We start from the raw sequence: 23,056 nt of genomic DNA on the forward strand, positions 1-23,056 counted from the left end.
ACAATTCAATCGCCACTGAATGGCCATACGGCCACAGTGGAGCGGTCGGTCCGTCATGATTCGTCACCTCGTTCGCTTGTGCGTCGATAAGCGACTCGCAGCGATCATCGTCACCTTCGTGCTCGCGCTGTACGGCGTCTCGTCGTACCTACAAACTCCCATCGAGGCCTATCCGGACGTCACCAACGTCCAGGTCAACGTCATCGCGCAGATGCCCGGGTTCGCCCCCGAGGAGATCGAGCGTCAGGTGACGATCCCCCTCGAGCGCGCGCTCAACGGCACCCCGGACATGGTCCAGATGCGCAGCGAGAGCCTGTTCGGGCTGTCGCTGATCTGGCTCGTCTTCAACGACGAGGCCGACCCGTTCAAGGCGCGCATGCGGGTCGCCGAGCGATTACAGGGGCTCGACCTGTCCGAGGGCGTCAACGTCCGGATCGCCCCCGACGCCACCCCGCTGGGCAAGGTCTACTACTACCGCGTCGTCAGCGACCGCCACACCCTGTACGAGCTGCGCACCGAGCAGGAGTGGACCATCGTCCGCCACCTCAAGCAGGTGCCCGGCGTCGCCGACGTCGTCGGCATGGGCGGCTTCGTCCGCGAGCACCACGTCGAGGTCGACCCGGCCCGCCTCGCCACCTACGGCCTCACCCTGCAGGACGTCACCGACGCGCTGGCCAAGGCCAACCGCAACGTCGGCGGCGGCTACCAGCGCCACGGCCAGGAGCAGCTGGTCATCCGCGGCATCGGCCTGCTCGAGAACGCCGACGACATCCGCGAGGCAGTGCTCGCCAACGAGGGCGGCACCCCGGTCACCATCGGCGACGTCGCCCAGGTCATCGAGGCCAACACCCCGCGCCAGGGCTCGGTCGGTTACAACGACCAGAAGGACATCGTCCAGGGCGTCGTCCTGCTGCGCCGCGGCGAGAACCCCGACACCGTCCTCAAGGGCATCCACGCCAAGATCGAGGAGCTCAACGCCAAGATCCTGCCCGAGGGCATGTCCCTGGTGCCGATGTACGACCGCAGCGTGCTCATCGAGCACACCCTGCACACGGTCTACGAGAACCTGCTGGTCGGCTTCGTGCTGGTCAGCGGGCTCGGCTGGCTGTTCCTGCGCAGCATCCGCGGCTCGCTGATCGTCGCGGTCACCATCCCGCTGGCCCTGCTGACGGCCTTCACCGGCCTCTACCTGCTCGGCCTGCCGGCCAACCTGATCTCGATGGGCGCGATCGACTTCGGCATCATCGTCGACGGCGCCGTCGTCCTGGTCGAGAACGTGATCCACGAGGCCCGGGTGCAGAAGCCCCCGGACCGCAAGAGCATGCTCGAGGTCGTCGCGCACTCGGCGATCAGCGTGTCCGGCCCGGCGTTCTTCGCCATGGCGATCAACATCGCCGCCCTGATCCCGGTGTTCACCCTGCAGGGCGTCGAGGGCCGCATCTTCAGCCCCCTGGCGCTGACCTACACGTTCGCCCTGCTCGGCGCGCTGGCGTTCTCGCTGACCGTCGTGCCCGCCCTGTGCGCCGTGTTCATGCGGCCCAAGGACGGCGACATCAGCGACCCGCGGTTCCTCATCATCCTGCGCGAGTGGTACCGCCAGGTCCTGATCGTCCTGCTGCGTCAGCGCTTCGTCGCCATCGTCGCCGGCCTGGCGCTGCTGGCGGCCGGCGTCGTGGCCGCCCGCGGCCTCGGCACCGAGTTCCTGCCCGAGCTCGACGAGGGCGACCTCTACGTGTTCGTCGAGATGCCGCCGAGCATCGCGCTCGAGTCCGGCCAGGACATCTTGCAGGAGGTCCGCCGCAAGATGCTGGAGTTCCCGGAGATCGAGAGCACTCCCTCGGAGCAGGGCCGGCCGGAGGACGGCATGGACAACGAGGGCATCAACATGGCCAAGGTGTTCGGCCGGCTGAAGCCCAAGTCCGAGTGGCGGCCCGGCCTCACCAAGGAGATGCTCATCGACCAGGTGCGCGCCTCGCTGACCGAGATCCCCGCCGTCCGCTTCAACTTCTCCCAGCCGATCCGCGACTCGGTGGAAGAGGCCGTCAGCGGCGTCCGCGGCAAGATCGTCGTCAAGGTGTTCGGCACCGACCTGACGCAGATGCGGGCGACGCTGCTCGACGTCATCGCGGCGATCAAGGACGTGCCCGGCGTGGTCGACCTCGGCATCTACCGCGACTCGATCATCCCGCAGCTGCAGATCAACCTCGACCGCAAGGCGCTGGCCCGCAACGGCATCAGCGTGCACGACGCCGAGACGGTCATCGAGACCGCCCTGGCGGGCACCACCGTCACCAACATGTGGGACAAGGAGCGGATCATCCCGACCCGCGTGCGCCTGCCGCCGGTCGCCAAGTCCGACCTCTCGGCCGTGGCCGAGCTGCTGATCCCCTCGCCGACCGGCGCGCGCGTCCCGCTGCGCGACCTGGCCACGATCGAGGTCGCCAGCGGCCGCGCCTCCGTCATCCGCGAGGCCAACAGCCGCTACCTCGCCATCAAGTTCAACATCGAGGGCCGCGACATGGGCTCGACCGTGGCCGAGGCGATGGAGACCGCGGCGCGCAAGGTCCACGTGCCCGAGGGCGAGTACCTGGTGTGGGGCGGCGAGTTCGAGAACCAGCAGCGCGCCATGGCCCGCCTCAAGGTCATCGTCCCGATCGCCGTGCTCATCGTGTTCGGCCTGCTGTACGCCGCGCTCGGCTCCGGCATGAGCGCGCTCGTCATCATGCTGAGCGTGCCGTTCGCCCTGACCGGCGGCGTGTTCGTCCTCCGCCTCACCGGCATCCCGCTGTCGGTCAGCGCCGCGGTCGGCTTCATCGCCCTGCTCGGCCAGGTGTCGATGGCCGGCCTGCTGATGATCAGCGGCGTCGACCAGCGCCGGCGCGAGGGCCTGGCGCTGCGCGAGGCGGTCATCGAGTCCGGCGTCGACCGCTTCCGCGCCCGCCTCATGACCGGTCTGCTGGCGATGTGCGGCCTCATGCCGATGGCGGTCTCGACCAGCATGGGCAGCGAGGTGCAGCGCCCCTTTGCGCTGGTGATCGTCGGCGGTATGGTGACCACGCTGTTCGTGGCCCTGTTCTTCCTCCCGGCCCTCTACAGCTACCTCGCGCCCAGGCAGGCAAAGTCCCATGAACAACACTGATCGTCGCTTCGCGCCCGTCCGGCTCGCCGGCAGCGTCCTGCTGTCGGCGGCCGTGGCCCTGCCCGCGGTCGCGTCCGCGGCTCCGCCCCCCGGCCAGGAGGAGAGCCGGCGCGACCTCGAGGCGAAGACCAAGCTCGACCTCTCGCGCGAGTGGGCTGCCTACGGCCAGGACCAGGATCCGGAGCCGTTCGCCGACTACCTCGACCGCCGCTTCCGCCTCCGCCGCGACGTCGGCCGCGGCCTCGTCATGGCCGGCGGCGTCACCTTCCTCGCCGGCGCCTTCGCCCTCATCTACGGCCTCAGCGACCTGCCCGACCGCGGCCGACCGTCGAAGGTCACCGGCTACACCCTCGCCGGCATCACCGGCGGCCTGTGGCTGGTCGGCGGCATCCTGTGGGGCATCAACGGCAAGCGCCTCGACAAGCTCGAGACCGCGGTCCTCGGCTTCGGCGGCCGCGGGCGCGTCCGCCTGCAGACCGCCGCCCCCATCCTTTTGCCCCGCGGCGCCGGGTTCGGCGTCAGCCTGGCGTTCTAGCGAATCAGGAGTGAGACCGATGACCCGCCAGCGAATCACCCGCGCCCTGTGCCGCCTCGCGCTGCCTCTGGGCCTGGCTCTCGGGACAGGTTGCAAGTCCAGCCAGCCCGTCGAGGTGGCCAGCGTCACCCAGCAGCCGCCCGCAGGTCCGCTCGGCTCGTCCGAGGACGGCCTGCACTTCCTGCCGGCGGCCTCGCGGCCCTACGTCGAGATCCAGCCGGTCGCGATGGAGCCCGAGCACGCGGCGATCAAGGCCCCTGCGCGGGTCGCCTTCCGCGACGGCGCGCTGTCGCGGGTCGGCGCCCCGATCCCCGGCCGCGTCGTCAAGCTGCACGTCGAGGTCGGCGAGAAGGTCAAGGCCGGCGACCCGCTGGTCACCATCGCCAGCCCCGAGGCCTCGAGCTTCCACATGGAGCTCGCGCGCGCCCGCATCGAGGTCGAGACCGCCAAGGACCAGCTCGAGCGCCAGAACCAGATGGCCAAGCAGGGCGTCGGCCGCGAGTACGAGCGGGTGGCCGCGCAGCACCGCCTGGCCGAGACGCAGGCCTCGCTGCAGCACGCGCAGAAGGCAGTGTCGCTGCTCGGCAAGAGCTCCGGCGGCACCGTGGTCGTCGAGGCCGCGATCGAGGGCATGGTGCTGCGGCGCTTCGCCACCGTCGGCGCCCAGGTCGAGCCGGGCGGCGACCCGCTGATCGAGATCGGCAACCCCAACGCGCTGTGGGTCGTCGCCGAGGTGTTCCAGGACGACCTCGCCCTGGTCCACGACAGCTCCAAGGTCACGCTCGAGTTCGCGGCCCTGCCCGAGCCGGTCGAGGGCCACGTCGAGGGCATCGGCGTGCTCATCGACACCGGCCTGCGCCGCGCCCCGGTCTACGTCGCCATCGACGGCGAGGCCCCCGGCGTCACCCCCGGCATGTTCGCCCGCGCCAAGATCCAGACCCCGAGCACCACCGGCGTCACCGTCCCGCGGACCGCCGTCCTGATCAAGGAAGGCAAGATCTCGGTCGTCTACGTCGAGGAGCGCGAGGGCGTGTTCAGCCGCCGCGAGGTCGCGACCGGCCACACCTTCGGCGAATATGTCCAGATCCTGTCCGGCGTCAAACCGGGCGAGCGGATCGCGGTGTCCGGCGCGCTGCTGATCGACGGCACGGCGCAGCGGATCCTCTGAGTGCAGCCCCATCCAACCGAAGCGACGCGCAGGACGTGAACGACGTGACGAACGTGAAGAGCGTGAAGAGCGTACCCCAGCAAGGCTCGCCCGCGAGGCGAGCGCGCGTGCAGCTCGTGGCCGCGGCGATCGGCGCCACGCTGGGTCTGCCGCAGGTCAGCGCCGCGTCGCCGGTGGCCAACGCGGTGCCGGTGAAGGCGGTGCAGACGCCGGGCATGCCGCCGCCGCAGCAGCAGACGTACACCGCCGAGCTGCCCGACAGCGTCACGCTGCAGGAGGTCTTCGACCTCGTGAGGAGCCGCAGCCCGCGCTACAAGGCCTACGAGGCCGAGATCGACGTCGCCAAGAGCGAGGTCACCGCGGCGCGGGTGCTGCCCAACCCGACGCTGAGCCTCTCGATCCTCTACCTGAACGTCGGCTTCAACCAGAACGGCGTCGCCACCTACTACGCCAACGCGACCCTGCCGATCCTCATCGCCGGCCAGCGGCGCGCCCGCGTCAAGACCGCCGACTACGGCGTGCGCTCGGCCGAGGCCGACCTCAAGGCCAACTACCACGAGCTCGCCTACGAGGCGCGCGAGCTGTTCATCGAGCTCCAGGCCGATCAGGCCCGCGTCAAGGTGCTCGACGAGGCGCTCGCCGACCTCGCGCGGCTCGAGGGCATCGTCGGCGCGCGCAAGCAGTCCGGCGTCGAGACCGACTACGACACCCTGCGCATCAACGTCGAGACCTCGACGTGGAAGGCCCGCCGCGCCGAAGAAGAGGCCGCCGCGCAGGACACCGCCGGCCGGCTCGGCGTGCTCCTGGGCATCCCCTCGTGGTACCCGGCCGCCGAGGGCGAGCTGCGGCAGATGGGCCTGCGCGGCGACGCCGACCAGATGTGGCCCGACGTCGAGAAGTCGCAGCCGCGCATCGTCGCCGCCACCAAGTACGAGGCCTACGCGACCAAGAACATCGACCTGTCGAAGCGCGAGCGCTGGCCGGTGCCGTCGATCACCGCCGGCACCGTGGCGATTCAGAACTACTACTCGATCTCGACCCAGGTCGGCATCACAGTCCCGATCCCCATGTTCGACTGGGGCCAGGGCATCATGGCCCAGGCCAACGCGCGCAGCCAGCGGGCCAAGCGCGAGCGCGAGGCAGTCGTCGCCTCGACCCAGGCCGAGCTCAAGCGGGCGCTGCGGCTTTTGGAGCACCGCCGCAACGCGCTCGCCACCTTCGAGCTCGACGTCCTGTCGAAGCTGCCGACGATGAAGCAGATGGCCGAGGACAGCTTCCGCGCCGGCCAGTCCCAGCTGATCGAGCTGCTCGACGCCACCCGCGCGCGCTTCGAGGTCAAGCTGACCCAGGTCGACATGCTCGAGGCGGTGGTCCAGGCCGAGGTCGACGTGCTGGCCGTCACCGGGCGGATCGAGGAGACCGGCGGAGGGCGATGACGTGATGCCGACGTCCAGGCACCGCCTCGTCTCGGCCGCAGTCGCGGTCCTCGCCCTGCCCGTGGCCATGGGCCCGGGCCGCTGCGGCTTCATCTCGGACTTCACCGAGACGTTCCTGTTCACCGAGGAGATCGATCGCATCGTCCTCAACACCGACGACGGCAACATCGACGCGGTCGCCTACGACCGCGAGGGCATCTTCATCCGCCGCCACAGCTTCGGCTACCTGCGCAGCTTCCTCGACCCGGTGGAGCGCATCGACGGCACCGACCTGATGCTCGACATCCACTGCAAGTTCGAGGGCAACTGCAGCTTCGACCACATGATGGAGATCCCGCTCGGCGTGGCGCTCGACATCACGATGTCGCACGCGCTCATCGACATGGGCTACGTCGACAGCGCGCTCGAGATGACCTTCGAGACAGGTTACTTCTACGGCGTGCGCCTGGCCACCCCGACGTTCGCCCTCACCGCCGACGAGGCCGACGTCGACGCCGAGTTCGTGGTCGCGCCCGAGACGCTGACCATCGCCCTCGGGACCGGCGACGTCGTGCTCCAGCTCCCGGCCGGCAGCTACGCCTGCAACCTCGACGCGGCCGCCGGGAAAGTCAGCCTCGACGGCGTCACCTGCGACGACGCGGCCGCTGCGATCCTCGACGTGCAGGTCGACGAGGGCGACATCACAGTCACGGGGGTCGCTCCATGACACGCAGTCATTCGCTATGGCGGGTGGTGCCGCTGGTCCTCGGCCTGCCGCTGCTCGGCGGCGCCAGCATCTGCGGCGTCGTCCTCGTCGACATCTCCCAGCGCGACCTGATCATCGAGCCGATCACCTCGATCGCGCTCTCGACCGACCAGGGCTCGATCGAGGTCGACGCAGTCGGCCGCAACGGCACCAGCCTTCTCTATTACATGCTCGGCTCGCTGCGCGACATCGGCGACGTCGGCCACGAGCTCGACGGCGACCACCTCGACGCGATAGCGATCTGCAACCGCCTCAGCTTCTGCAACGTCAACTGGACCGCCGAGATCCCGCTCGGCGGGATCGCGGTCGACGTGCAGGCCAAGGACGGCTCGGCCAGGCTGCTCGCGGTCGACGGCCCCGTCACCGTCGACGCCGCCGGCGGCCTCGAGGCCATTCACCTGCGCTCGCCCGAGCTCACTGTCACGGTCGAGGCCGGCGACGTCGTCGTCGACTTCGTCGACCCGCCGACCGCAGTCAGCATCGACGTCGGCGAGGGCAACGTCGAGCTGACCCTGCCGCCCGGCAGCTACCGCTGCGACTTCGAGTCCGGCGACGGCGAGGTCGACAGCGCCGCGATCACTTGCGACCCCGCCGCGACTTCCGCGATCCAGATCTCCGTCGGCACCGGCGACATCGTCGTGTTGGAGGGACAAGCGCCATGAATCACCGCACCATGCTTTCCATCGCTTCGGCCATCACCGTGGCCGCGTTCGCCGGGGTCGCCCACGCCGCCCCCGAGCTCGACGTGCTGGCCTCGGCCGCCCTCGGCGACGACCTCGGCGGGCGACCGGTCGCCGTCGGCCTCTCTGGCGACGGCGTCGTGCTGGCCAGCCAGAGCCCGCAGAACAGCAGCGTCGTGCGCCTCGACCCGTTCGGCGCCCCGGCCGGCGCCGCCGCGCTGGCGGGCCGCGTCGACGACCTCGCGGTCGACCGCCGCACCGGCGACATCGCAGTGGTCGGCGACGCCGGCCTCACTGTCTTCAGCCCCGACCTGGACCTCCTGTGGCAGCGCCCGCTGCCGGCCCGCGGCGCGCGCGAGCCGGTCCGCCGGGTCGACGTCGGCGAGCGCGGCACCATCGCAGTGAGCGCGGCCGGCGAGGTCCGCACCTTCTCGCCCGACGGCGACGAGCTGGCGATCATCGCCACCGAGGGCGCGGTCGTCGACCTCGCGGTGTTCGACGCCGAAGGCGTGGTCGTCACCACCGGCTGGCGCTCGCGCAGCGCCTGCGGCGAGACGATGGACCTCGCCTCGCTCGCGGCCTACGCCTCGGGCGGCGGCCCGCCGCTCTGGCAGGCCTACGGCGACCTCGCCGAGGCCGACCTGTGCGGCGACCACCACGACCTGCGCGCCAGCACCCGCGGCGTCGCGGTCGCCCGCGGCGACGACGGCCTCCTCTACCTGCTCGCCGAGGTCGAGGGCGCCGGCAACGTGTTCCGCGAGCGCCCCGGCGCCCCGGGCGTGCCGGCCAGCAACGTCGCCTTCGACAGCTTCACCGTCGGCGACGATGCCCAGCCGGCCCTGTTCGCCTACTACGCCCGCTTCACCCCCGCGGGCGAGCACAAGGTCGGCCAGTTCTTCCTGTTCCCCGACGACGGCTCGCTGGTCGAGCCGCGGGCGATCGCCGCCGACGTCGCCGGCAACGTCCACATCACCGGCGTCACCAGCCACAGCCTCGGCGCCGCCCACGACGTCGCAGTCACCGAGGAGCTGCACGCGCTGTCCGGCTTCTACCAGGTCGTCGACGGCGACTTCGGCGGCCGCCGCGAGTGGCGGCAGCTCGAGCTCGACGGCCTCACCACCGACGTCGCTGCGTTCGCGCTCGCGGGCGACCGCGCGGTGTCCGTCCTCGACAGCGCGCCGCGCCGCGGCCGGTCCGAGTCCGCCCCGCCCGGCGGTCCGCTGGTGATCGTCCTGCCGCTCGAGCCCGGCAGCCTCGAGGGCAAGAAGCGGCCCGAACGCGAGGGCGTCGGCACCTTCGGCTACGAGAGCGGCGTCGCCGGCTCCGACCCCGCCTGTTACTGCGACGCCGGCCGCACGCCCACGCCGCTGACCCTGCTCGCGCTCACCACCTTCGTCCTCGCCTGCCTGCCGCGCCCGCGCCGTCGCGCCTGACCCAGGCCTCGCCATGCAGCCGCGCTCCCCTGCCACTCGTTGCCTGGCCCTGTCGCTGGCGGTCGCGCTGGCTTGGGCGCCGACCGCCGCCGCTGCGCCGCAGATCGCCATCCCGGTCGAGCGCGCCCTCGAGGCCGAGGTCATCGCGGTCCCGGTCCCGCCCTCGACCAGGCCGGGCCCGCGTGACCCGACCGCCATCACCGCAGTCGCCGACGCCAAACAGTTCATCGCCGAGGGCCGCCACGACGAGGCAGTCGAGCGCCTCGACCTCGCCAGCGAGCTCGAGCCGACCTGGGCCGAGCCGGTGCGCCTGAGGGCCGAGGTGTTCGCCACCCTCGCCGACAAGTACGAGCCGAGCGAGGCGTTCATGGCCTCGCGCGCGGCCGACCTGCAGCGCCTGCTGGTGCTCGAGCCGGACGTCGACACCCAGGCGCGGCAGCAGGAGATCGCCGCGCTGCAGCAGCGCAGCCAGGACGCCGCCGAGCTCGAGGCCCGCCGCCGCAAGCTCATCACCCCGGCCTTCCTGGTGATCTGCGCCTCGGCCGGCCTCCTGATCGCCGGCGGCTTCCTCTACGGCATGAAGCCAAACGAGTTCCTGCAGGCGACCGCGTGGCGCTACGAGCACCGCGACGACGCCGGCCTCGGCATGCTGATCGCCGGCGGGATCTTGCTGCCCCCTGCGATCGTCCTCGGGGTGCTCGCGGCCAGACAATCGCGCCGCGACTCGGCCCTGCGCGACTTCAACGTCACCACCCACCGCCCGCGCAACCTCAGCGTCGGCCCGCAGGTGCTGCGCGCCGGCGGCGGCCTCGGCCTCAGCTTCCGCTTCTGAGCGCCCGCTATCGAGGACATGGCTCTCGGGCCATGTCTGAAAGGTCATCCTACGCTGCGCTCAGGGCGTCGCGGCGGTCACCGTGATGTCGCCGCGGCCGACCTGCACGTCGAGGACCGCCGCGGCCGCGTCGTCGCAGGTGATGCCCGAACGGGTGACCTCGCCCGCGTCGGAGGCGAAGTTGCAGCGGTAGCTGCCCGCCGGCACCGCGAGCGTGACGTCGCCCTCGCCGAGGTCGACCGTCACCGACTCGGGCGGGGTCACGAATTCGAGGCGGACGTCGGCGCGCTCGGCGGTGACGCTGACGTTGGCCGACTCGATGCGGGTGGCCTTGAAGCCCCCGAGGCCGAAGTCGGCGACGATGTCGCCGTCGGTCTTCCCGAGGTCGATGAACGCCTCGTTCATCGCGATGTGGAAGCTGGTCCCGAGCGGGACCTCGAGCATGTGGTCCCAGGTGCAGTGCTGCGAGCCCATGCAGTGGGCCTCGAAGCGGTACATCCCGTCCTCGATGGTGACGTCGGGCGGCAGCGGCAGCTCGCTGGGGAGGCCGAAGGTGTGGCGCTTGACCTGCGTCATCGGCCGGTCGTACGTGATCGCGGTGACCGTCCCGCGGTCGACCACGATCTCGATGCGATCGATCGGGTCGGGCACCAGGAAGGTCTCGGTGAAGTCCTGCGTGACGTCGGCCTGACAGCCGAGCGCGCACGAGCCGACGAGTATCGCTATCCCGGTCCGATTCTCACGAGCGTTGCGAAGCGGCGCGCGCACGAAGAGAAGGATACCGACGTGCAGGTTTCGATCAAGCTCCCGCCGCATCGGCGTGCGCGGCGGCGGCCGCTTCAGTTCGGGTTCGGGCCGAGCACGCGCGGCAGGTCCTCGCGCGCGCCCCACTCCGACCACGAGCCGTCGTAGATGCGGACGTCCGGGTGCGCCAGCATCTTGAGGGTCAGCCAGATCAGGCTGGCGCGCATGCCCGACTTCGAGTAGGCGACCACGGTCGAGGCTTTGAACAGGTCGCCGTAGAGGGCGAACAGGCGCTTGTCGTCGAGGAAGCGGGTGCCGTCGCGGGTGGTCTGCCAGGGGACGTTGACCGCGCCCGGGATGTGACCGGCCTCGTACTCCTCGGCCTCGCGGCCGTCGATCAGCGCGACCTTCGGATCGCCGAGATGCGCGGCGACCCACACCGCGTCGACGCGGCGGGCATTGCTGGGAGTGTGCAGCGTCACCGGCTTGCCGGCGTCGAGCCGCGTCGAGAGGACCGTCTCGACCGGCTCCCCGGCCGCGGTCCAGCCGGCGAAGCCGCCGTCGAGCACCTGCACCTGCCCGGACGCGTACCCGTAATAAAGCAACGTCCACACCAGGCGCGCCGGCGGCGGGCCGTTCTCGGCGTCATAGGCGATCACGTGGTCGCCGCTGCGCACCCCCGCTGCCGTGAACGTCGCCGACATGTTCTTGGCCGGCGTCACCTGCCCCGGCACCCCGCCGACCACGCTGCTCAGCGACTCCGGGTCGAACCGCACCGCCCCCGGGATGTGCCCGGCCTCGTAGTCCTTCTGGCTGCGCAGGTCGAGGATGCTGACCCGACCGCGCGCCATCAACGACTTCAGCCCTGCGGGGTCGACTGCATAGACGCTGCGCGGGCAACCACTCGGCTCGTCGGTGCAACGCTTCGGCCCCGGCGGCTGGCAGCCGGCGATGAACAGCGCGACGACGGCCACGGTGCCGAGACGAAGCAACATGTCCGGCAAGATTGGCGCACTTCGCGGCGCGGCGCAAGCAATCCGGCCCACGTCGACGCGCATGGCAAGAGCGCCGACCCTTCGGTCTGCTGGAGTCGCATTCACCCGAGCGACCCGCCGCGCCCGTGTCCCCGGCGGGCGCGGGCGCCCCCACCTGCGATCGCCGTCACGCCGCCGATCGGCGGCGAGTCGAACCGCGGACAGGACGACCCGCGGCGACGCACATCGAGGGCACCTGACCTTTCAGCCAGCTCTGTGCGAGGCCCGCCCGCTGCCCGCAGCGCCCGCGTGGAGGCCAGCGAGCGAAATCGCCCGCCCCGCGTCAATGCGCCGGCAGCGGCTGTCCGCCGCGCCAGGCGCCGCCGGTGCGGCCGATCCGGCGCACGCGGAAGGCCAGGAAGATCAGCGAGAAGCCGACGAACAGCGCCCACACGCCGATGTACACCATCATCGCCAGCGCCCCGGCGCCCGGCATCGTCATCATCACCACGCCGAACAGCACGCCGGCGAGGCCGCTGAGCGCCAGCCACCATTCGCCCTCGATCTCCTTGCGCAGGCGGATCGCCATGTCGATGCGCAGCACCCCGGTGATCACCGCGAACGCGGCGATGTACATCAGCAGCACCAAAGTGGTGATACCCGGCACCCGCAGCGCGAGCAGACCGAACGCGACCCCGCACAGGCCCTCGAGCAGCATCAACCACCAGTGCTCGTTCTCCTTGCGCCCGACGAACGCGCCGCCGATCAGGAACACGCCGTCGATCAGCACGAACACCGCGAACCACATCGTCAGCGCGATCAAGGAGATGCCGGGCGCGGCCAGCGTCAGACAGCCGAACAGCAGCGCCAGGATGCCGCGCAGCAGCAGCGACCACCAGGCGGTCGAGAGCGATTCACAGAGCATGGGACCTTCTTTCGCCGAGGAACGTGACGCAATCCCGCACCCCGTCCAGCGGACCCAGCGACGATTGGCACCCGCGCCCGCCCCGCCGGCCGGGCCCACGAATCCGCGGAGTTCTTACCGTCGCCTCGCTCGCTGCGAATCAGCAGCCCCGGCAGTCGCCGCCGGCCGGGCCCTGCCGGGCCGCGATCCCGTCCGCGAATCAGCAGACCCGACCGCCGCCCGCCTCCGGTCAGCGACCCCGACCGCCGTGCGCCCGACCACACCGACCTTCGTCGGATCAGCGCTCGCGCGAATGAGCGGACCCGACGCCAGCCGTCCGCTCACTGCGGATTTATCACCTCGAGCCGGGTCCCGCCCGGGTAAGCGTACGACGTCACCTCGGTGTAGCCGTAGTTGACGATCCCGAACGGCTCGGCGCTCTCGGCCAGGTGGGCGCCCTCGGCGATCGGCCAATCGGCCACCTCGTAGCCGCCCACGGCGTGGTATCCGCCGACCATGAGCCCGTCGACGAACACCTCCGCCGCGCCCTGCACCCGGACGATCTGCGCGTAGTGTTGTGAATAGCCGGTGCCGGTGGCGAACGCGTAGCGGTCGAGGAATTGCTCGACCGGGATCGCCTGCACCATCGCTGGATCGCCGGTGCCCGCGCCGCCGTCCTGGCTCTCGAGGTACTGCACCGGCAAGAACGGCTTGTCGCCGGCGAAGATCACGCTGGTCCCGGTCGCCACCACCAGCTCCTTCCATTCGCCGCGGTTCAGCGCCAGCGGCGTGCCCGGCAGCGGCGGGTCGGTCTTCACCGTCGTCCCGTCCTCGCCGCCGTACACCCGCCAGTAGTGCTTCTCCTGGCCGCGCGCGGGCGAGTGGGCGCCGACGTACTCGAGGCCCCAGTACGCGAGCGGAAGCATCTGCTCCTCGACGTGGTCGCAGTACGACACGTTGCTGCTCGGCACGTTGGCGCACTCGACCGCGCCGACCACCCAGATCGGTCGGTCGGCGGCGACGAGCGTCCCGGACAGGTCGCCGTTCGGCCCGGGCGCGATCACCTGCAGCGTGTCGAAGCGGTTCAGCACCACGGTCCCGGTCTGGCCGGCGAACACCTGCGGCACCCCGGTCCCGCCGCTGGTGGTCACGGACGGCGTCCACGTCACCGTGGTCTCGTCCGCGATCGCGATCACGTTGAAGTAGCTCGGCGACTCCTCCTGCGTCTGGCGGTACGACGCCACCACGTAGCTCGCCTGCAGCGCGTGCTCGGGGAACAGCATCGACGCGTCATTGGTCGCCTGCGCGCCGATCGGCGAGTGCTGATAGGCCACCACCGGCACGTCGCTGTCGATGCGGTAGGACCCGCCGATCCGCAGCGCCGACACCTTGTCGATCGGCGGATTCGCCAGAGTGAACGTGTGCGTCTTGCCCGGCGCGATCGTCACCGGCGCGCCCTGGGGCGCCTCGACGTTCTGCCCGGTCGGCGCCAGGTACAGCTGCACCGTCGCCGTCTTGCTCGCGTGCGGGTTGCCGACCACCACCGAGTCGTTCTCCTCCGCGTAGTAGTTGTCCATGCGGTTGGCGAAGAACGAGCAGCCGACGGAGCTCGGCGTCGCCTCCGCCAGGTCGCACAGCGAGAAGCACTGGTCGCCGATGCACGTGTCACCCGGGCCGCACGCGACCGGCGGCGCGTAGCCGCTGCCGTCCTCCTCGCACTGCGCATAGTGATCCTCGTCGACGCACTTCGTGCTGCCCGGCGGGCAGGCCCCCGTCGAGCACACCCCGCCGATGCACGTCTCGCCCGGCTCGCACGGCTGCGGCGCGAACGACACGCAGTCGGCCTGGCACACCAGCAGTTGCTCGCCCTCGCACGCGCCCGGCTCACCCGGCCTACAGGTGCACGCGGGCTCGCCGGTCGAGGACGTCGCCGTCGTGTCCGGCTCCGCGGTCGCGCTCTCGGTCGGCGTCGCCGTCGTCGTCGCCGACGCGCTGCTCGTCGGCGGCGTCGCAGTCGTCTCCTCGCTCGTGGCAGTCGTCGCGGGCGAGTCGCTCGTGGGCGTCACCGACGTCGTCGACGCCGACGCGCCTGCATCGGCGGGCGGGTCGTTGCAGGCGGCGAGCAGGCACAGCAACCAGGGACCGGCGAAGCGCGAGTGACGGGGCATCACGCGCGAAGTTCGCCAAAACTCGCGGCCGAGGCAACTCGGGCCCCACCCTGCTGCGGCCGGAACCTTGCTCCTCGCGGCCGGGTGCGCCTCGCTCTCACACCTCGCCCGCAGCTCCTGCGTCCTGCCGGGGCCCGCCTGTCTCGAAGGTCAGACCCACGCACCCTGGCGACCGCGGGCAGCAGCTTCCCGAACGTCAGGCCGACGCCCCTGGGCTCGGGGTCCCGCCCGCGGGCCACGGCAGCTGTCCCGAAGGTCAGCCGGCCTCCCGCGGGCCCGCGGAAGCTGTCCCGAAAGTCAGGCCCTCGCGGCCTGTCGACCTGCCTGCGGGCCCTCGGTGCAGCTGTCCCGAAGGTCAGGCCGACGCCCGGGCCGCGTCCTCGACCCGGAGCGGCGCCGCGGTGGCGGCCACGATCGCCTCGAGAGTCACCCCCGGGGCGCGCTCGACCAGGCGGAAGCCGTCGTCCTCGACCGCGATCACCCCGAAGTCGGTGATCACCAGGTCGACGCAGCGCATCGCAGTGAGCGGCAGGGAGCAACGGCGGACCAGCTTCGCCCCGCCGTCGCGGTCGGTGTGGGTCATCACCGCGATCACCTTGCGCGCCCCGGTGGCCAGGTCCATCGCCCCGCCGATCCCGGCCACCTTTTGCCCCGGCACCATCCAGTTGGCGAGGTCGCCGTTCTCGGCCACCTGCATCGCCCCGAGCACCGCGACATCGACGTGGCCGCCGCGGATCATCGCGAAGCTCAGCGCCGAGTCGAACGTCGACCCGCCGGCCACGATCGTCACCGTCTGTTTGCCGGCGTTGATCACCTGCGCATCGACCTCGTCGTCGTACGGGAACGGCCCCATCCCCAGCAGCCCGTTCTCCGAGTGCAGCAAGATCCCCGAATCGGGCGGCAAGTAGTTCGGGATCAGCGTCGGGATCCCGATCCCCAGGTTGACCACGCTGCCCGGGCTCAGCTCCCGGGCCGCTCGCGCGGCCATGTCTTCGCGGCTCCACGGCATGGCGGCCGGATTGTGGACCCCGGCGGCCCCGCGAGGCAACGGCCCGCCGCGCGATTCCGCGCCTCGTGCGCGTGACCAGCCCTCCCTCCGGATTGCCCTTGGCGGCCGTTTGCGGGCACATTTCGCCGGCATGCGGCTCGTCCTCCTCGCGCTCGCGGCGCTCCTCGCCTGCGCGCGCCTGGGCGGGGCGCGCGACGACGACGACGAGCGCGAGGTCCGCGTCGCCGGCGAGCCGCTGACCGCCGAGCAGCAGGCGCGCCTGGTCGACCACGCGCGCGCCGGCGGCCTGCTGTGGTGGCGCCTGCCCGGCGAGGGCGGCCACCGCTGCGAGCCCTGGCGGCTCGTCCCCGACCCCGGAGATCCCGGGCGGGGCCGCCTCCTCCTGGTCACATCACCTGTCCCCGCGGACAGCCCTGCCCTCCCCGCCCCCGCGGACCCGGCTGACGCCCCCGAGCCATCTGTCCCGGAGGACAGCCAACCCACGCCGCCCGAGCCGCAAGCAGCCGCCCCTCGCTGGCCCGCGGCCCTGCTCGCCCAGGCCCCCTCAGCTGTCCCCGAGGACAGCCACCCAGGCCCGGGCATCCTGCTCGCCCTGGCTCCGGGATCACCTGTCCCCGAGGACAGCCTGTCGCTCACGGCCCTCGCCTGGCCCGTCTTCCCGCCCGCCCCCGCGGACAGCCCCGCTCCCGAGCCTGCCCCGATCGACATGTCCCTAGGGACACCCACGATCCAGCTCGGCTATCGCCTGGCCGAGGGCCACCTCACCCTCACCGCCCCCGAGCACGAGCTGCCGGTCGCCGCTCCCCCCGGCACCCAGAAGGCCGTCGGCCGCGCCCTCACCTGCGTCTTCACCGGCATCGCCCTCAGCGGCCCCGCCGGCGGCGCGCGGCGGCTGATCCTCGCCGCTCGCGAGCGCTTCTTCTTCAGCGAAGAAGCCTGCGCCGCCGCCGGCTTCGCCGACGATCCGCCCGGGCTCGACGAGCTGCGCACCGTCGGCTGCGCCGGCGCGCTCGCCGATCCGGCCACGCGCGCCCGCCTGGAGCGCCCGCCCCCGCGTGACGCCCCCGACGCCGCCGCCCGGCTCCACCGCGTCCGCAACCTCCACCACCTCCGGCGCGGCCCCGACGGCGCGCTCGTGTGCGACGTGTGGCGCAACCGGCCCGAGCGAACCGCCGGCCACGGCCGCCTCGAGCACCGTGGACGCGACGAGCGCGGCCGCTTCGTCCGCAGCTACGCCTACGACGTCGGCCCCGGCTACCTCACCCTCCAGGGCCCCGCCGAGTTCCGCCGCATCGAGCTCGACGGCCAGCGCACCGACGTCGTCCGCGCCAGCAGCTGCCTCGTCACCCGCGGCGTCACCGGGGTCGACGCCGCCGCCATCGAACTCGGCGGCGAGCGCTGGTACCTGTCCCGAGGTGCATGCGACGCCGCCCGCCTCGCCGGCGCCCCGGCCCCCGCCGGCGCCGTCCCCCTGCTCGTGCCCGACTGCGAGTGAAACCCGGCCCGGCGCGCTGCCTGTCCCGAAGTACATCCGCCGTCCCCCTGCTCGTACCCGCCCGGCCCAGGCGCTCTGCCTGTCCCGAAGTACATCCGCCGTATCCCTGCTCGTACCCGGCTGCGCGTGTGCCCCCGGCCGGGCGCGAGACATGTCCCCGAGGCGCACGTGACGTCGCCCGCTCTTCTGCCTCGCGCCCCACGAGTCGCCCGTCTGCGAACGCCGCGGCCACCTCTCCCCAGGTTCACGTGATTCACTGCGCCGCTTCGCCGGTGCTCATCCTCACCGGCCGCGCGCCGGCGAGCGCTCGCACCTGTCTCGAAGCCCATGTGACACCGATCGCATCGTCCGCGCTCTCGCGCCCCTCTGCGCCGCCGGCGGTGCCCGCATGGGTGCGACGACCCTCGATCCGCGCCGCCGGCCGGCGGAATCACATGGCCTGAAGTTCATGTGACGTCGTTCGCATCCGCTGCGCTCCTGCGCCCTTCTGGGCCCACCTGCGAGCGCGAAGCAGCGCCGGCGAGCTGGCGCCGCCGGCGCGAGGCTGCCCCGGACAGGCGTTCGCATGGGTCGTCCGACTTGATGTTTTTTTGGTGCGGCAGATCGCGGAGGGCCGCGGAGCCCGCTCCGCCGGCGGTCGTGCCGCGGCGGCCCTCTCCGACGATCGTCACGATCGCAGCGCGCCTGACCCGAGAGACAGCTGCACCATGATCACCCGCGCTATCGACATCGGCATGGACGTCGCGCTCCCGGAAGACCTCGAGGACCTGTGCACCACCCGGCGCACCTTGAGCCCCGCGGAGCGCGAACTGTTCGGCACCCCCGCCGACTCGCTCGGTCGCTACTCGCTCCTCGGCAAGCTCGGCAGCGGCAGCATGGGCGTCGTCTATCGGGCCTACGACCCCCGGCTGCAGCGGCCTGTCGCCGTCAAGATCCTCTACCCCACCGGCAAGAAGACCGCGCAATTGGTCTCGATCGGCGACACCCGGCTCCTGCGCGAGGCCCAGGCGATCGCCCGCCTCTCGCACCCCAACATCGTCGCGGTCCACGACGTCGGCGTCGTCGGCGACCGCGTCTTCCTCACCATGGAGTACGTCGAGGGCCCGACCCTGCGCCAGTTCTGCGACGCCCCGCGGAGCTGGCGCGAAGTGCTGCCCCTGCTGATCCAGGCCGCACGCGGGCTCGCGGCGGCGCACCGCGGCGGCGTCATCCACCGCGACATCAAGCCCGACAACATCCTCGTCGGCGACGACGGTCGCGTCCGCGTCGTCGACTTCAGCGTCGCCCGGCCGCAGGGCTCCTGCGCCGAGACCCTCATCGGCAAGTTTCGCATGACCGACACCGAGACCAACGTCCTCGTCGGCACCCCCGCGTACATGGCCCCCGAGCAGCTGCGGGCCGCCCCCGCCTGCGCCCGCTCCGACCAGTTCGCCTTCTGCGTCACCGCCTACGAGTGTCTGTTCGGCGAGCGCCCGTTCGCGGGCCCGACCCTGCGCACCCTGATCGACAACGTCCTCGCCGGCCCGCCGACCCAGCCGCCGCCGTTCACGCAGCAGATCCCGCGCGCCCTCTATCAGTGCCTCCTCCGCGGCCTCGCCCTCGACGCCGACGACCGCTGGCCCGACATGGACATCCTCGTCGCCCAGCTCGAAAACCTCGCCGCCCGCGGCCAGCGCCGCTCCGCCCTGGTCCTCGCCGCCTCGCTCGGCGCCGCCGCGGCCCTCACCGTCGGCGCAGTCGCGGCCCACTTCAGCGGCACCAGCTGCTCGCACACCGAGCTCGCCGCCCACATCAGCGCCCGCTGATCCGCACCGCGAATTCGACATGCCTGTCTAAGAAGGCCGCCGCTCCCGTCGCATCCTGCTTCTGTATCGACATGTCTCCGACGACATGTCTCTTACGGCATCCATTGGCGGCAAGCCCACCGCCCCTCCCTCCCGGCGCCGCGACGGACTGCGCACGTCGCCGAATGACATGTCTTTGGGGACATCCGCCGGCTCGCCGACCGGCTCCCGGCGCTACATCGGGCCCCGCACATCGCCGCGAAACATGTCTTTGGGGACATCCGCCGGCCGCCGCCCCGCCTCACCCGGCCTGGCGGCGCCGCAGCGCCAGCAGGCCCAACAGCCCCAGTCCCCAAGCCCCCAGCCCGCCATGCCCCGCCGAGCAGCCGCAGCCTGACTTCTCGCCGCCACCCTTGCCGTCGCTGTCGCTGTCGCCGTCCGTCGCGGTCTCGCTCCCCTCGGTCCCGGTCGAACCACCGCTCGAGCCGCCGCTCGAATCGCCGCTTGAACCGTCGCGGACCTCGACCATGACCACCTCGGATTCGAAACCGCTGCCGAACCCCTGGAGCTTGTGGACTCCCGGGCTCAACGTCACCTCGAAGGTGCACCACCAATCGTGGTCACAGACGGCGACCTCGACGTCGTCGACCCACAGGCTGACGTCGCCCGGTTGCATGTACGAGTAGCTGATCTCGACCGGCACGACGGCGTCGGGCGTGCCGTCGAACACTGCCCCGTCGTCCGGCGAGAGGATGTCGACCTCCGGCGGAGGATGCGGCTCGAAGCCGGTGTCGGTGTCGGTGTCGGTATCGAGCGCGGCCGCCGAGGCCGGCGCGGTCGCGAGCAGCAGCGCAGAGCAGATCAAGCCAAACGAACGCATACCCCAGGGTCGTAGCAGGCGGCCGCATCCGCTTCAAGTCGGGCGGCGTCACCGCGCCGGCCCGGGCTGCATCAGTGACATGTCCCGAGAGGCATCTCGACTGCCGGCGCGCGGCCCATCACTCCAGCGACTCGTCTCGCCGGCCGGGGCCACGATCGAGACATGCCCCCAAGACAGGCTCAGCATCGACGCGCGCCCCTCACTCCAGCCGCCACCACACCCCGCCCTCGCCTCACTCGCGCCAGATCGGCTGCGTCCACGCCCTGCGCCCGTCGGCCGCGCGCACCCGGGCCCGCACGTACGGCCCGGGCGCCTCTGCCAGCGTCATCGTCGCCCGCGGCCCTGTCACCGTGCGCAGCACCTCGCCGCCGGCCCCCACGAACTCGATCGTCACCCCTGCCTGGGCCGCCTCGACCGTCAGCGCCCCGTCCGCGCGCGTCACCGAGTTCAACAACAGACCCGTCGACGCGTAGAACTCGCCGGCCAGCAGGGCCGCGCGGATCGCCGGCAGATCGCGGGTCGCGTGGACCACCACGAACCCGCGGTCGCCGGTGTACGCAGTCTCGCCGCGGGCAGTCACCGCCGGCGCGTCGTCGTAGTGGTGCGCGTCGTCCGTCGCCACCGCGAACAGCCGCGCCCCGCTCGTCAGCGCCGCGTCCCACAGCGCCTCCGTCGACGGGTGCGCCGCGTCGCCCGCGTTGTTCGAGTCGACCGCCTCGTTCGCCAGCTCGAACAGCCGCAGCCCCGACCCTGACAGCGCAGTCAGCAGCCCCGCGTCGGCCGCGTAGTGAAAGTTCGGGTGGTTCAGCATCGCCACCCCGCCGAGCTCCTCGCTGGCCTGCAGCGCCCGCGTGAACAGCTCGTCGCGGCGGGGCGAGCTCGCCGGCGGGAACTGGAACCGGCCCGTCCGCTCCGCCGCCACGAACAGCGCATTGACGTGCAGCAGGCAGCGCAGCCCCGGCTCGGGCGGCGGCTCGCAGCGCTCGACGTTCTGCGTCAGCTCGACCCCCGGCGCCACCAGCATGCGTCCCGCGCGGGCCGGCGCGCTCACGAAGTTGTGGTCGGTCACCACCACGAAGTCGAAGCCGTGCGCCTCGTACCAGCGCAGCGCCGCCGCGACCGGCGTCGCGCTGTCGCCCGAGTTCTCGGTGTGAAGATGCAGCTGACCCTTCAGCCATGTCTCTTCGGGCATGACCGCCGGGACATCCTCGTCGATCGCGGCAGCGGCCGGCTGCGCCGGCGCCTCAGGCCGCGAGCAGGCCAGCCAGCAGACCGCCGACCCGAAGAGCGCACATGTGCGACCCGAGCTCCGCACCCCGCCATCTTGCCAGGTTTGCCGCCGAGGAGCCCCGCAGAAAACTTCGTCCGACCACGTTGTCAGCGCCGGGCCTCGGGCCCTACCCTGAGGCGATGCATCGCCCCCACAGCTTGAACTCCGCCGCGCTCGGTCTGCTGAGCCTGGTGTTCGCCTGCGCCCTCCCGCCGGCCGCCGACACCGAGACTGCCAGCGACGGCTCGACCGCGACCACGACCGACACGACCAGCGGCGGCGCGAGCGAGACCACCGTCCTCGACACGACCCCCACCACCACGAGCACCGACACCGGCGTCACCACCCTCGACCCGCCGACCGGCACGACGACGAGCACGACCGCCACCACCGACGACACCAGCACTACCGAACCCGCCTGCCTGGCCGAGTGCGGCGACGGCGTCGTCGAGTGCGACGAGGCGTGCGACGCCGGCCCCGACAACAGCGACCTCGAGCCGGGCGCCTGTCGCACCGACTGCACCGCCGCCGGCTGCGGCGACAGCGTCGTCGACTACCCCGACGGCGAGCAGTGCGACGACGGCAACGCCAGCGACGGCGACGGCTGCAGCGCCGCCTGTCAGGTCGAGTCCGGGGCCGCCTGCGGCGACGGCCTGCTCGACCTCGATCAGGGCGAGGAGTGCGACGAGGGCGACGTCGACCCCGCGGACGGCTGCGGCCCGAACTGCCAGCTCGAGCCTCCGGGCGGCGGCTGCGGCGACGGCATGATCGACCCGTTGCTCGAGGTCTGCGACGACAGCAACCTCGACAACGGCGACGCCTGCAACCCGACCTGCAACCTCACCAACACCACCTCCCTGTTCGTCGGCGCCCAGGGCCAGCTCGGCCTCAAGGACGGCGTCGGCGGCGAAGCGCGGATCTCCGGCACCGGCGGCCTCGCAGTCGACCTCACCCACCTCTACCTCGCCGACGCGCAGAACAACTGCATCCGCCGCATCGACATCGCCACCTCCGAGGTCGAGACGATCGCCGGTTCGAACACCGGCATGAGCGGCTTCGCCGACGCCCCCGACGGCCAGGACGCCCGCTTCGCCGGCCTCGACGCCATCGCCACCGACGGCAAGACCTTGTGGGTCAGCGACGGCATGAACAAGCGCCTGCGCGCGGTCAGCTTGACCCCGCCGTTCGCAGTCACCACCGTCGCCGGCAACGGCATGACCGGCGTCGCTGACGGCATCGGCGACGCCGCCTCCTTCGACGACAACCGCGGCCTCACCTACTACGCCGGCCACGTCTACATGGTCGACGCCAGCGCCGCGGTGCTGCGCCGCTTCGACCCCGCCACCCAGGAGGTCGTGACCCTCGCCGGCCTCGCCTACGAGAACGGCGGCGACGACGGCATCGGTGACGCCGCGCGCTTCGTCAGCCCGCGCTACTTGACCTCCGACAACAGCGGCATGCTCTACGTCGCCGACACCAACGGCTTCGCCCTGCGCAGCTTCAACACCGTCACCGGCCACGTCGGCACCTTCGCCGGCACCGGCAGCGCCGGCTACGTCGACGGCGTCGGCACCGAGGCCGCGATCCACCGCCCGCGCGGCCTCGCCAGCGACGGCGCCAGCCTCTACTTCGGCGAGTTCGCCCAGCACACCGTCCGCCAGGCCATCCTCGCCACCCGCGAGGTCTCGACCAACGTCGGCCAGCACTGCAACGGCGACATGGTGTGCCCCGGCGGCTACGGCGAGGGCTTCGGCATCGAGTCGCGCTTCAACGGCCCGTTCGCGCTCGCCTACCACTACCCGAGCCGCTCGCTGTTCGTGCTCGACAGCGCCAACCGGATCATCCGCCGCGTCGAGTGAT

Annotated in this window: 18 protein-coding genes; 11 read left to right on the top strand and 7 right to left on the bottom strand. The window is 71.8% G+C overall.

Going from position 1 to position 23,056, the window contains the following annotated elements:
• Window positions 1–55: 55 nt before the first annotated feature.
• From OV090_RS43175 to OV090_RS43210, 8 genes are read left to right on the top strand one after another with little or no spacing between them, the layout of a single operon-like run.
• Entirely contained in the window at window positions 56–3,139 is a 3,084-nt protein-coding gene (locus OV090_RS43175) for a CusA/CzcA family heavy metal efflux RND transporter (protein WP_267710746.1), read from the top strand.
• A complete protein-coding gene (locus OV090_RS43180; RefSeq protein WP_267710747.1) occupies window positions 3,126–3,674 on the top strand; it encodes a hypothetical protein in 549 nt (182 codons plus the stop codon). The genes OV090_RS43175 and OV090_RS43180 overlap by 14 nt, the downstream gene beginning before the upstream one ends.
• Before the next feature lie 19 nt (window positions 3,675–3,693).
• Window positions 3,694–4,842 carry an efflux RND transporter periplasmic adaptor subunit gene (locus OV090_RS43185; protein ID WP_267710748.1) on the top strand — a complete coding sequence of 383 codons (1,149 nt, stop codon included), beginning with the start codon at window positions 3,694–3,696 and terminating at the stop codon, window positions 4,840–4,842.
• A gap of 35 nt (window positions 4,843–4,877) precedes the next feature.
• Window positions 4,878–6,278, top strand: a complete 1,401-nt coding sequence (locus OV090_RS43190) for a TolC family protein (protein WP_267710749.1) — start codon at window positions 4,878–4,880, stop codon at window positions 6,276–6,278.
• 4 nt (window positions 6,279–6,282) lie between these two features.
• Window positions 6,283–6,984 carry a hypothetical protein gene (locus tag OV090_RS43195; RefSeq protein ID WP_267710750.1) on the top strand — a complete coding sequence of 234 codons (702 nt, stop codon included), beginning with the start codon at window positions 6,283–6,285 and terminating at the stop codon, window positions 6,982–6,984.
• A complete protein-coding gene (locus OV090_RS43200) occupies window positions 6,981–7,685 on the top strand; it encodes a hypothetical protein (RefSeq protein WP_267710751.1) in 705 nt (234 codons plus the stop codon). Before OV090_RS43195 ends, OV090_RS43200 begins: the two co-directional genes overlap by 4 nt.
• 11 nt (window positions 7,686–7,696) lie before the next feature.
• Entirely contained in the window at window positions 7,697–9,136 is a 1,440-nt protein-coding gene (locus tag OV090_RS43205; RefSeq protein ID WP_267710752.1) for a hypothetical protein, read from the top strand.
• Between the two features lie 13 nt (window positions 9,137–9,149).
• A complete protein-coding gene (locus OV090_RS43210; RefSeq protein WP_267710753.1) occupies window positions 9,150–9,968 on the top strand; it encodes a hypothetical protein in 819 nt (272 codons plus the stop codon).
• Window positions 9,969–10,028: 60 nt separating this feature from the next.
• Here the strand turns inward: OV090_RS43210 and OV090_RS43215 are convergent, their stop codons facing one another.
• From OV090_RS43215 to OV090_RS43235, 5 genes are all read right to left on the bottom strand, one after another.
• Window positions 10,029–10,736 (bottom strand): hypothetical protein, encoded by a 708-nt coding sequence (locus OV090_RS43215; protein ID WP_267710754.1) that lies wholly within the window; start codon window positions 10,734–10,736, stop codon window positions 10,029–10,031.
• A gap of 71 nt (window positions 10,737–10,807) precedes the next feature.
• Window positions 10,808–11,707, bottom strand: a complete 900-nt coding sequence (locus OV090_RS43220) for a sulfurtransferase (protein ID WP_267710755.1) — start codon at window positions 11,705–11,707, stop codon at window positions 10,808–10,810.
• A 322-nt stretch (window positions 11,708–12,029) separates the two neighbouring features.
• Window positions 12,030–12,611 (bottom strand): HdeD family acid-resistance protein, encoded by a 582-nt coding sequence (locus OV090_RS43225; RefSeq protein ID WP_267710756.1) that lies wholly within the window; start codon window positions 12,609–12,611, stop codon window positions 12,030–12,032.
• A gap of 320 nt (window positions 12,612–12,931) precedes the next feature.
• Entirely contained in the window at window positions 12,932–14,758 is a 1,827-nt protein-coding gene (locus OV090_RS43230; protein ID WP_267710757.1) for an IgGFc-binding protein, read from the bottom strand.
• Window positions 14,759–15,113: 355 nt separating this feature from the next.
• A complete protein-coding gene (locus OV090_RS43235; RefSeq protein WP_267710758.1) occupies window positions 15,114–15,767 on the bottom strand; it encodes a 3-oxoacid CoA-transferase subunit B in 654 nt (217 codons plus the stop codon).
• 130 nt (window positions 15,768–15,897) lie between these two features.
• Here OV090_RS43235 and OV090_RS43240 point away from each other — a divergent pair, with 130 nt between their 5' ends.
• Both OV090_RS43240 and OV090_RS43245 read left to right on the top strand, forming a co-directional pair.
• Window positions 15,898–17,262, top strand: coding sequence for a hypothetical protein (locus OV090_RS43240; RefSeq protein WP_267710759.1), 1,365 nt, complete (start codon window positions 15,898–15,900; stop codon window positions 17,260–17,262).
• A 707-nt stretch (window positions 17,263–17,969) separates the two neighbouring features.
• Entirely contained in the window at window positions 17,970–19,067 is a 1,098-nt protein-coding gene (locus OV090_RS43245; protein WP_267710760.1) for a serine/threonine-protein kinase, read from the top strand.
• Window positions 19,068–19,347: 280 nt separating this feature from the next.
• On the opposite strand, the gene OV090_RS43250 is transcribed toward OV090_RS43245, so the two are convergent.
• Window positions 19,348–19,926 carry an MYXO-CTERM sorting domain-containing protein gene (locus OV090_RS43250; RefSeq protein ID WP_267710761.1) on the bottom strand — a complete coding sequence of 193 codons (579 nt, stop codon included), beginning with the start codon at window positions 19,924–19,926 and terminating at the stop codon, window positions 19,348–19,350.
• A gap of 232 nt (window positions 19,927–20,158) precedes the next feature.
• Window positions 20,159–21,118 carry a CehA/McbA family metallohydrolase gene (locus OV090_RS43255; protein WP_267710762.1) on the bottom strand — a complete coding sequence of 320 codons (960 nt, stop codon included), beginning with the start codon at window positions 21,116–21,118 and terminating at the stop codon, window positions 20,159–20,161.
• 218 nt (window positions 21,119–21,336) lie between these two features.
• On the opposite strand from OV090_RS43255, the gene OV090_RS43260 reads away from it, so the two are divergent.
• Window positions 21,337–23,055, top strand: a complete 1,719-nt coding sequence (locus OV090_RS43260; protein WP_267710763.1) for a hypothetical protein — start codon at window positions 21,337–21,339, stop codon at window positions 23,053–23,055.
• Window position 23,056 lies beyond the last annotated feature (1 nt).

The organism is Nannocystis sp. RBIL2 (assembly GCF_026626745.1).
Classification (GTDB): domain Bacteria; phylum Myxococcota_A; class Polyangia; order Nannocystales; family Nannocystaceae; genus Nannocystis.

What these genes read in the sequence shown, in the direction of transcription:
- OV090_RS43225 (WP_267710756.1), bottom strand. Translation starts at nt 12,611, where the DNA reads ATGCTCTGTGAATCGCTCTCGACCGCCTGGTGGTCGCTGCTGCTGCGC.
- OV090_RS43250 (WP_267710761.1), bottom strand. Translation starts at nt 19,926, where the DNA reads ATGCGTTCGTTTGGCTTGATCTGCTCTGCGCTGCTGCTCGCGACCGCG.
- OV090_RS43195 (WP_267710750.1), top strand. Translation starts at nt 6,283, where the DNA reads ATGCCGACGTCCAGGCACCGCCTCGTCTCGGCCGCAGTCGCGGTCCTC.
- OV090_RS43220 (WP_267710755.1), bottom strand. Translation starts at nt 11,707, where the DNA reads ATGTTGCTTCGTCTCGGCACCGTGGCCGTCGTCGCGCTGTTCATCGCC.
- OV090_RS43240 (WP_267710759.1), top strand. Translation starts at nt 15,898, where the DNA reads ATGCGGCTCGTCCTCCTCGCGCTCGCGGCGCTCCTCGCCTGCGCGCGC.
- OV090_RS43245 (WP_267710760.1), top strand. Translation starts at nt 17,970, where the DNA reads ATGATCACCCGCGCTATCGACATCGGCATGGACGTCGCGCTCCCGGAA.
- OV090_RS43200 (WP_267710751.1), top strand. Translation starts at nt 6,981, where the DNA reads ATGACACGCAGTCATTCGCTATGGCGGGTGGTGCCGCTGGTCCTCGGC.
- OV090_RS43260 (WP_267710763.1), top strand. Translation starts at nt 21,337, where the DNA reads ATGCATCGCCCCCACAGCTTGAACTCCGCCGCGCTCGGTCTGCTGAGC.
- OV090_RS43205 (WP_267710752.1), top strand. Translation starts at nt 7,697, where the DNA reads ATGCTTTCCATCGCTTCGGCCATCACCGTGGCCGCGTTCGCCGGGGTC.
- OV090_RS43255 (WP_267710762.1), bottom strand. Translation starts at nt 21,118, where the DNA reads ATGCCCGAAGAGACATGGCTGAAGGGTCAGCTGCATCTTCACACCGAG.
- OV090_RS43185 (WP_267710748.1), top strand. Translation starts at nt 3,694, where the DNA reads ATGACCCGCCAGCGAATCACCCGCGCCCTGTGCCGCCTCGCGCTGCCT.
- OV090_RS43180 (WP_267710747.1), top strand. Translation starts at nt 3,126, where the DNA reads ATGAACAACACTGATCGTCGCTTCGCGCCCGTCCGGCTCGCCGGCAGC.
- OV090_RS43230 (WP_267710757.1), bottom strand. Translation starts at nt 14,758, where the DNA reads ATGCCCCGTCACTCGCGCTTCGCCGGTCCCTGGTTGCTGTGCCTGCTC.
- OV090_RS43235 (WP_267710758.1), bottom strand. Translation starts at nt 15,767, where the DNA reads ATGCCGTGGAGCCGCGAAGACATGGCCGCGCGAGCGGCCCGGGAGCTG.
- OV090_RS43210 (WP_267710753.1), top strand. Translation starts at nt 9,150, where the DNA reads ATGCAGCCGCGCTCCCCTGCCACTCGTTGCCTGGCCCTGTCGCTGGCG.
- OV090_RS43175 (WP_267710746.1), top strand. Translation starts at nt 56, where the DNA reads ATGATTCGTCACCTCGTTCGCTTGTGCGTCGATAAGCGACTCGCAGCG.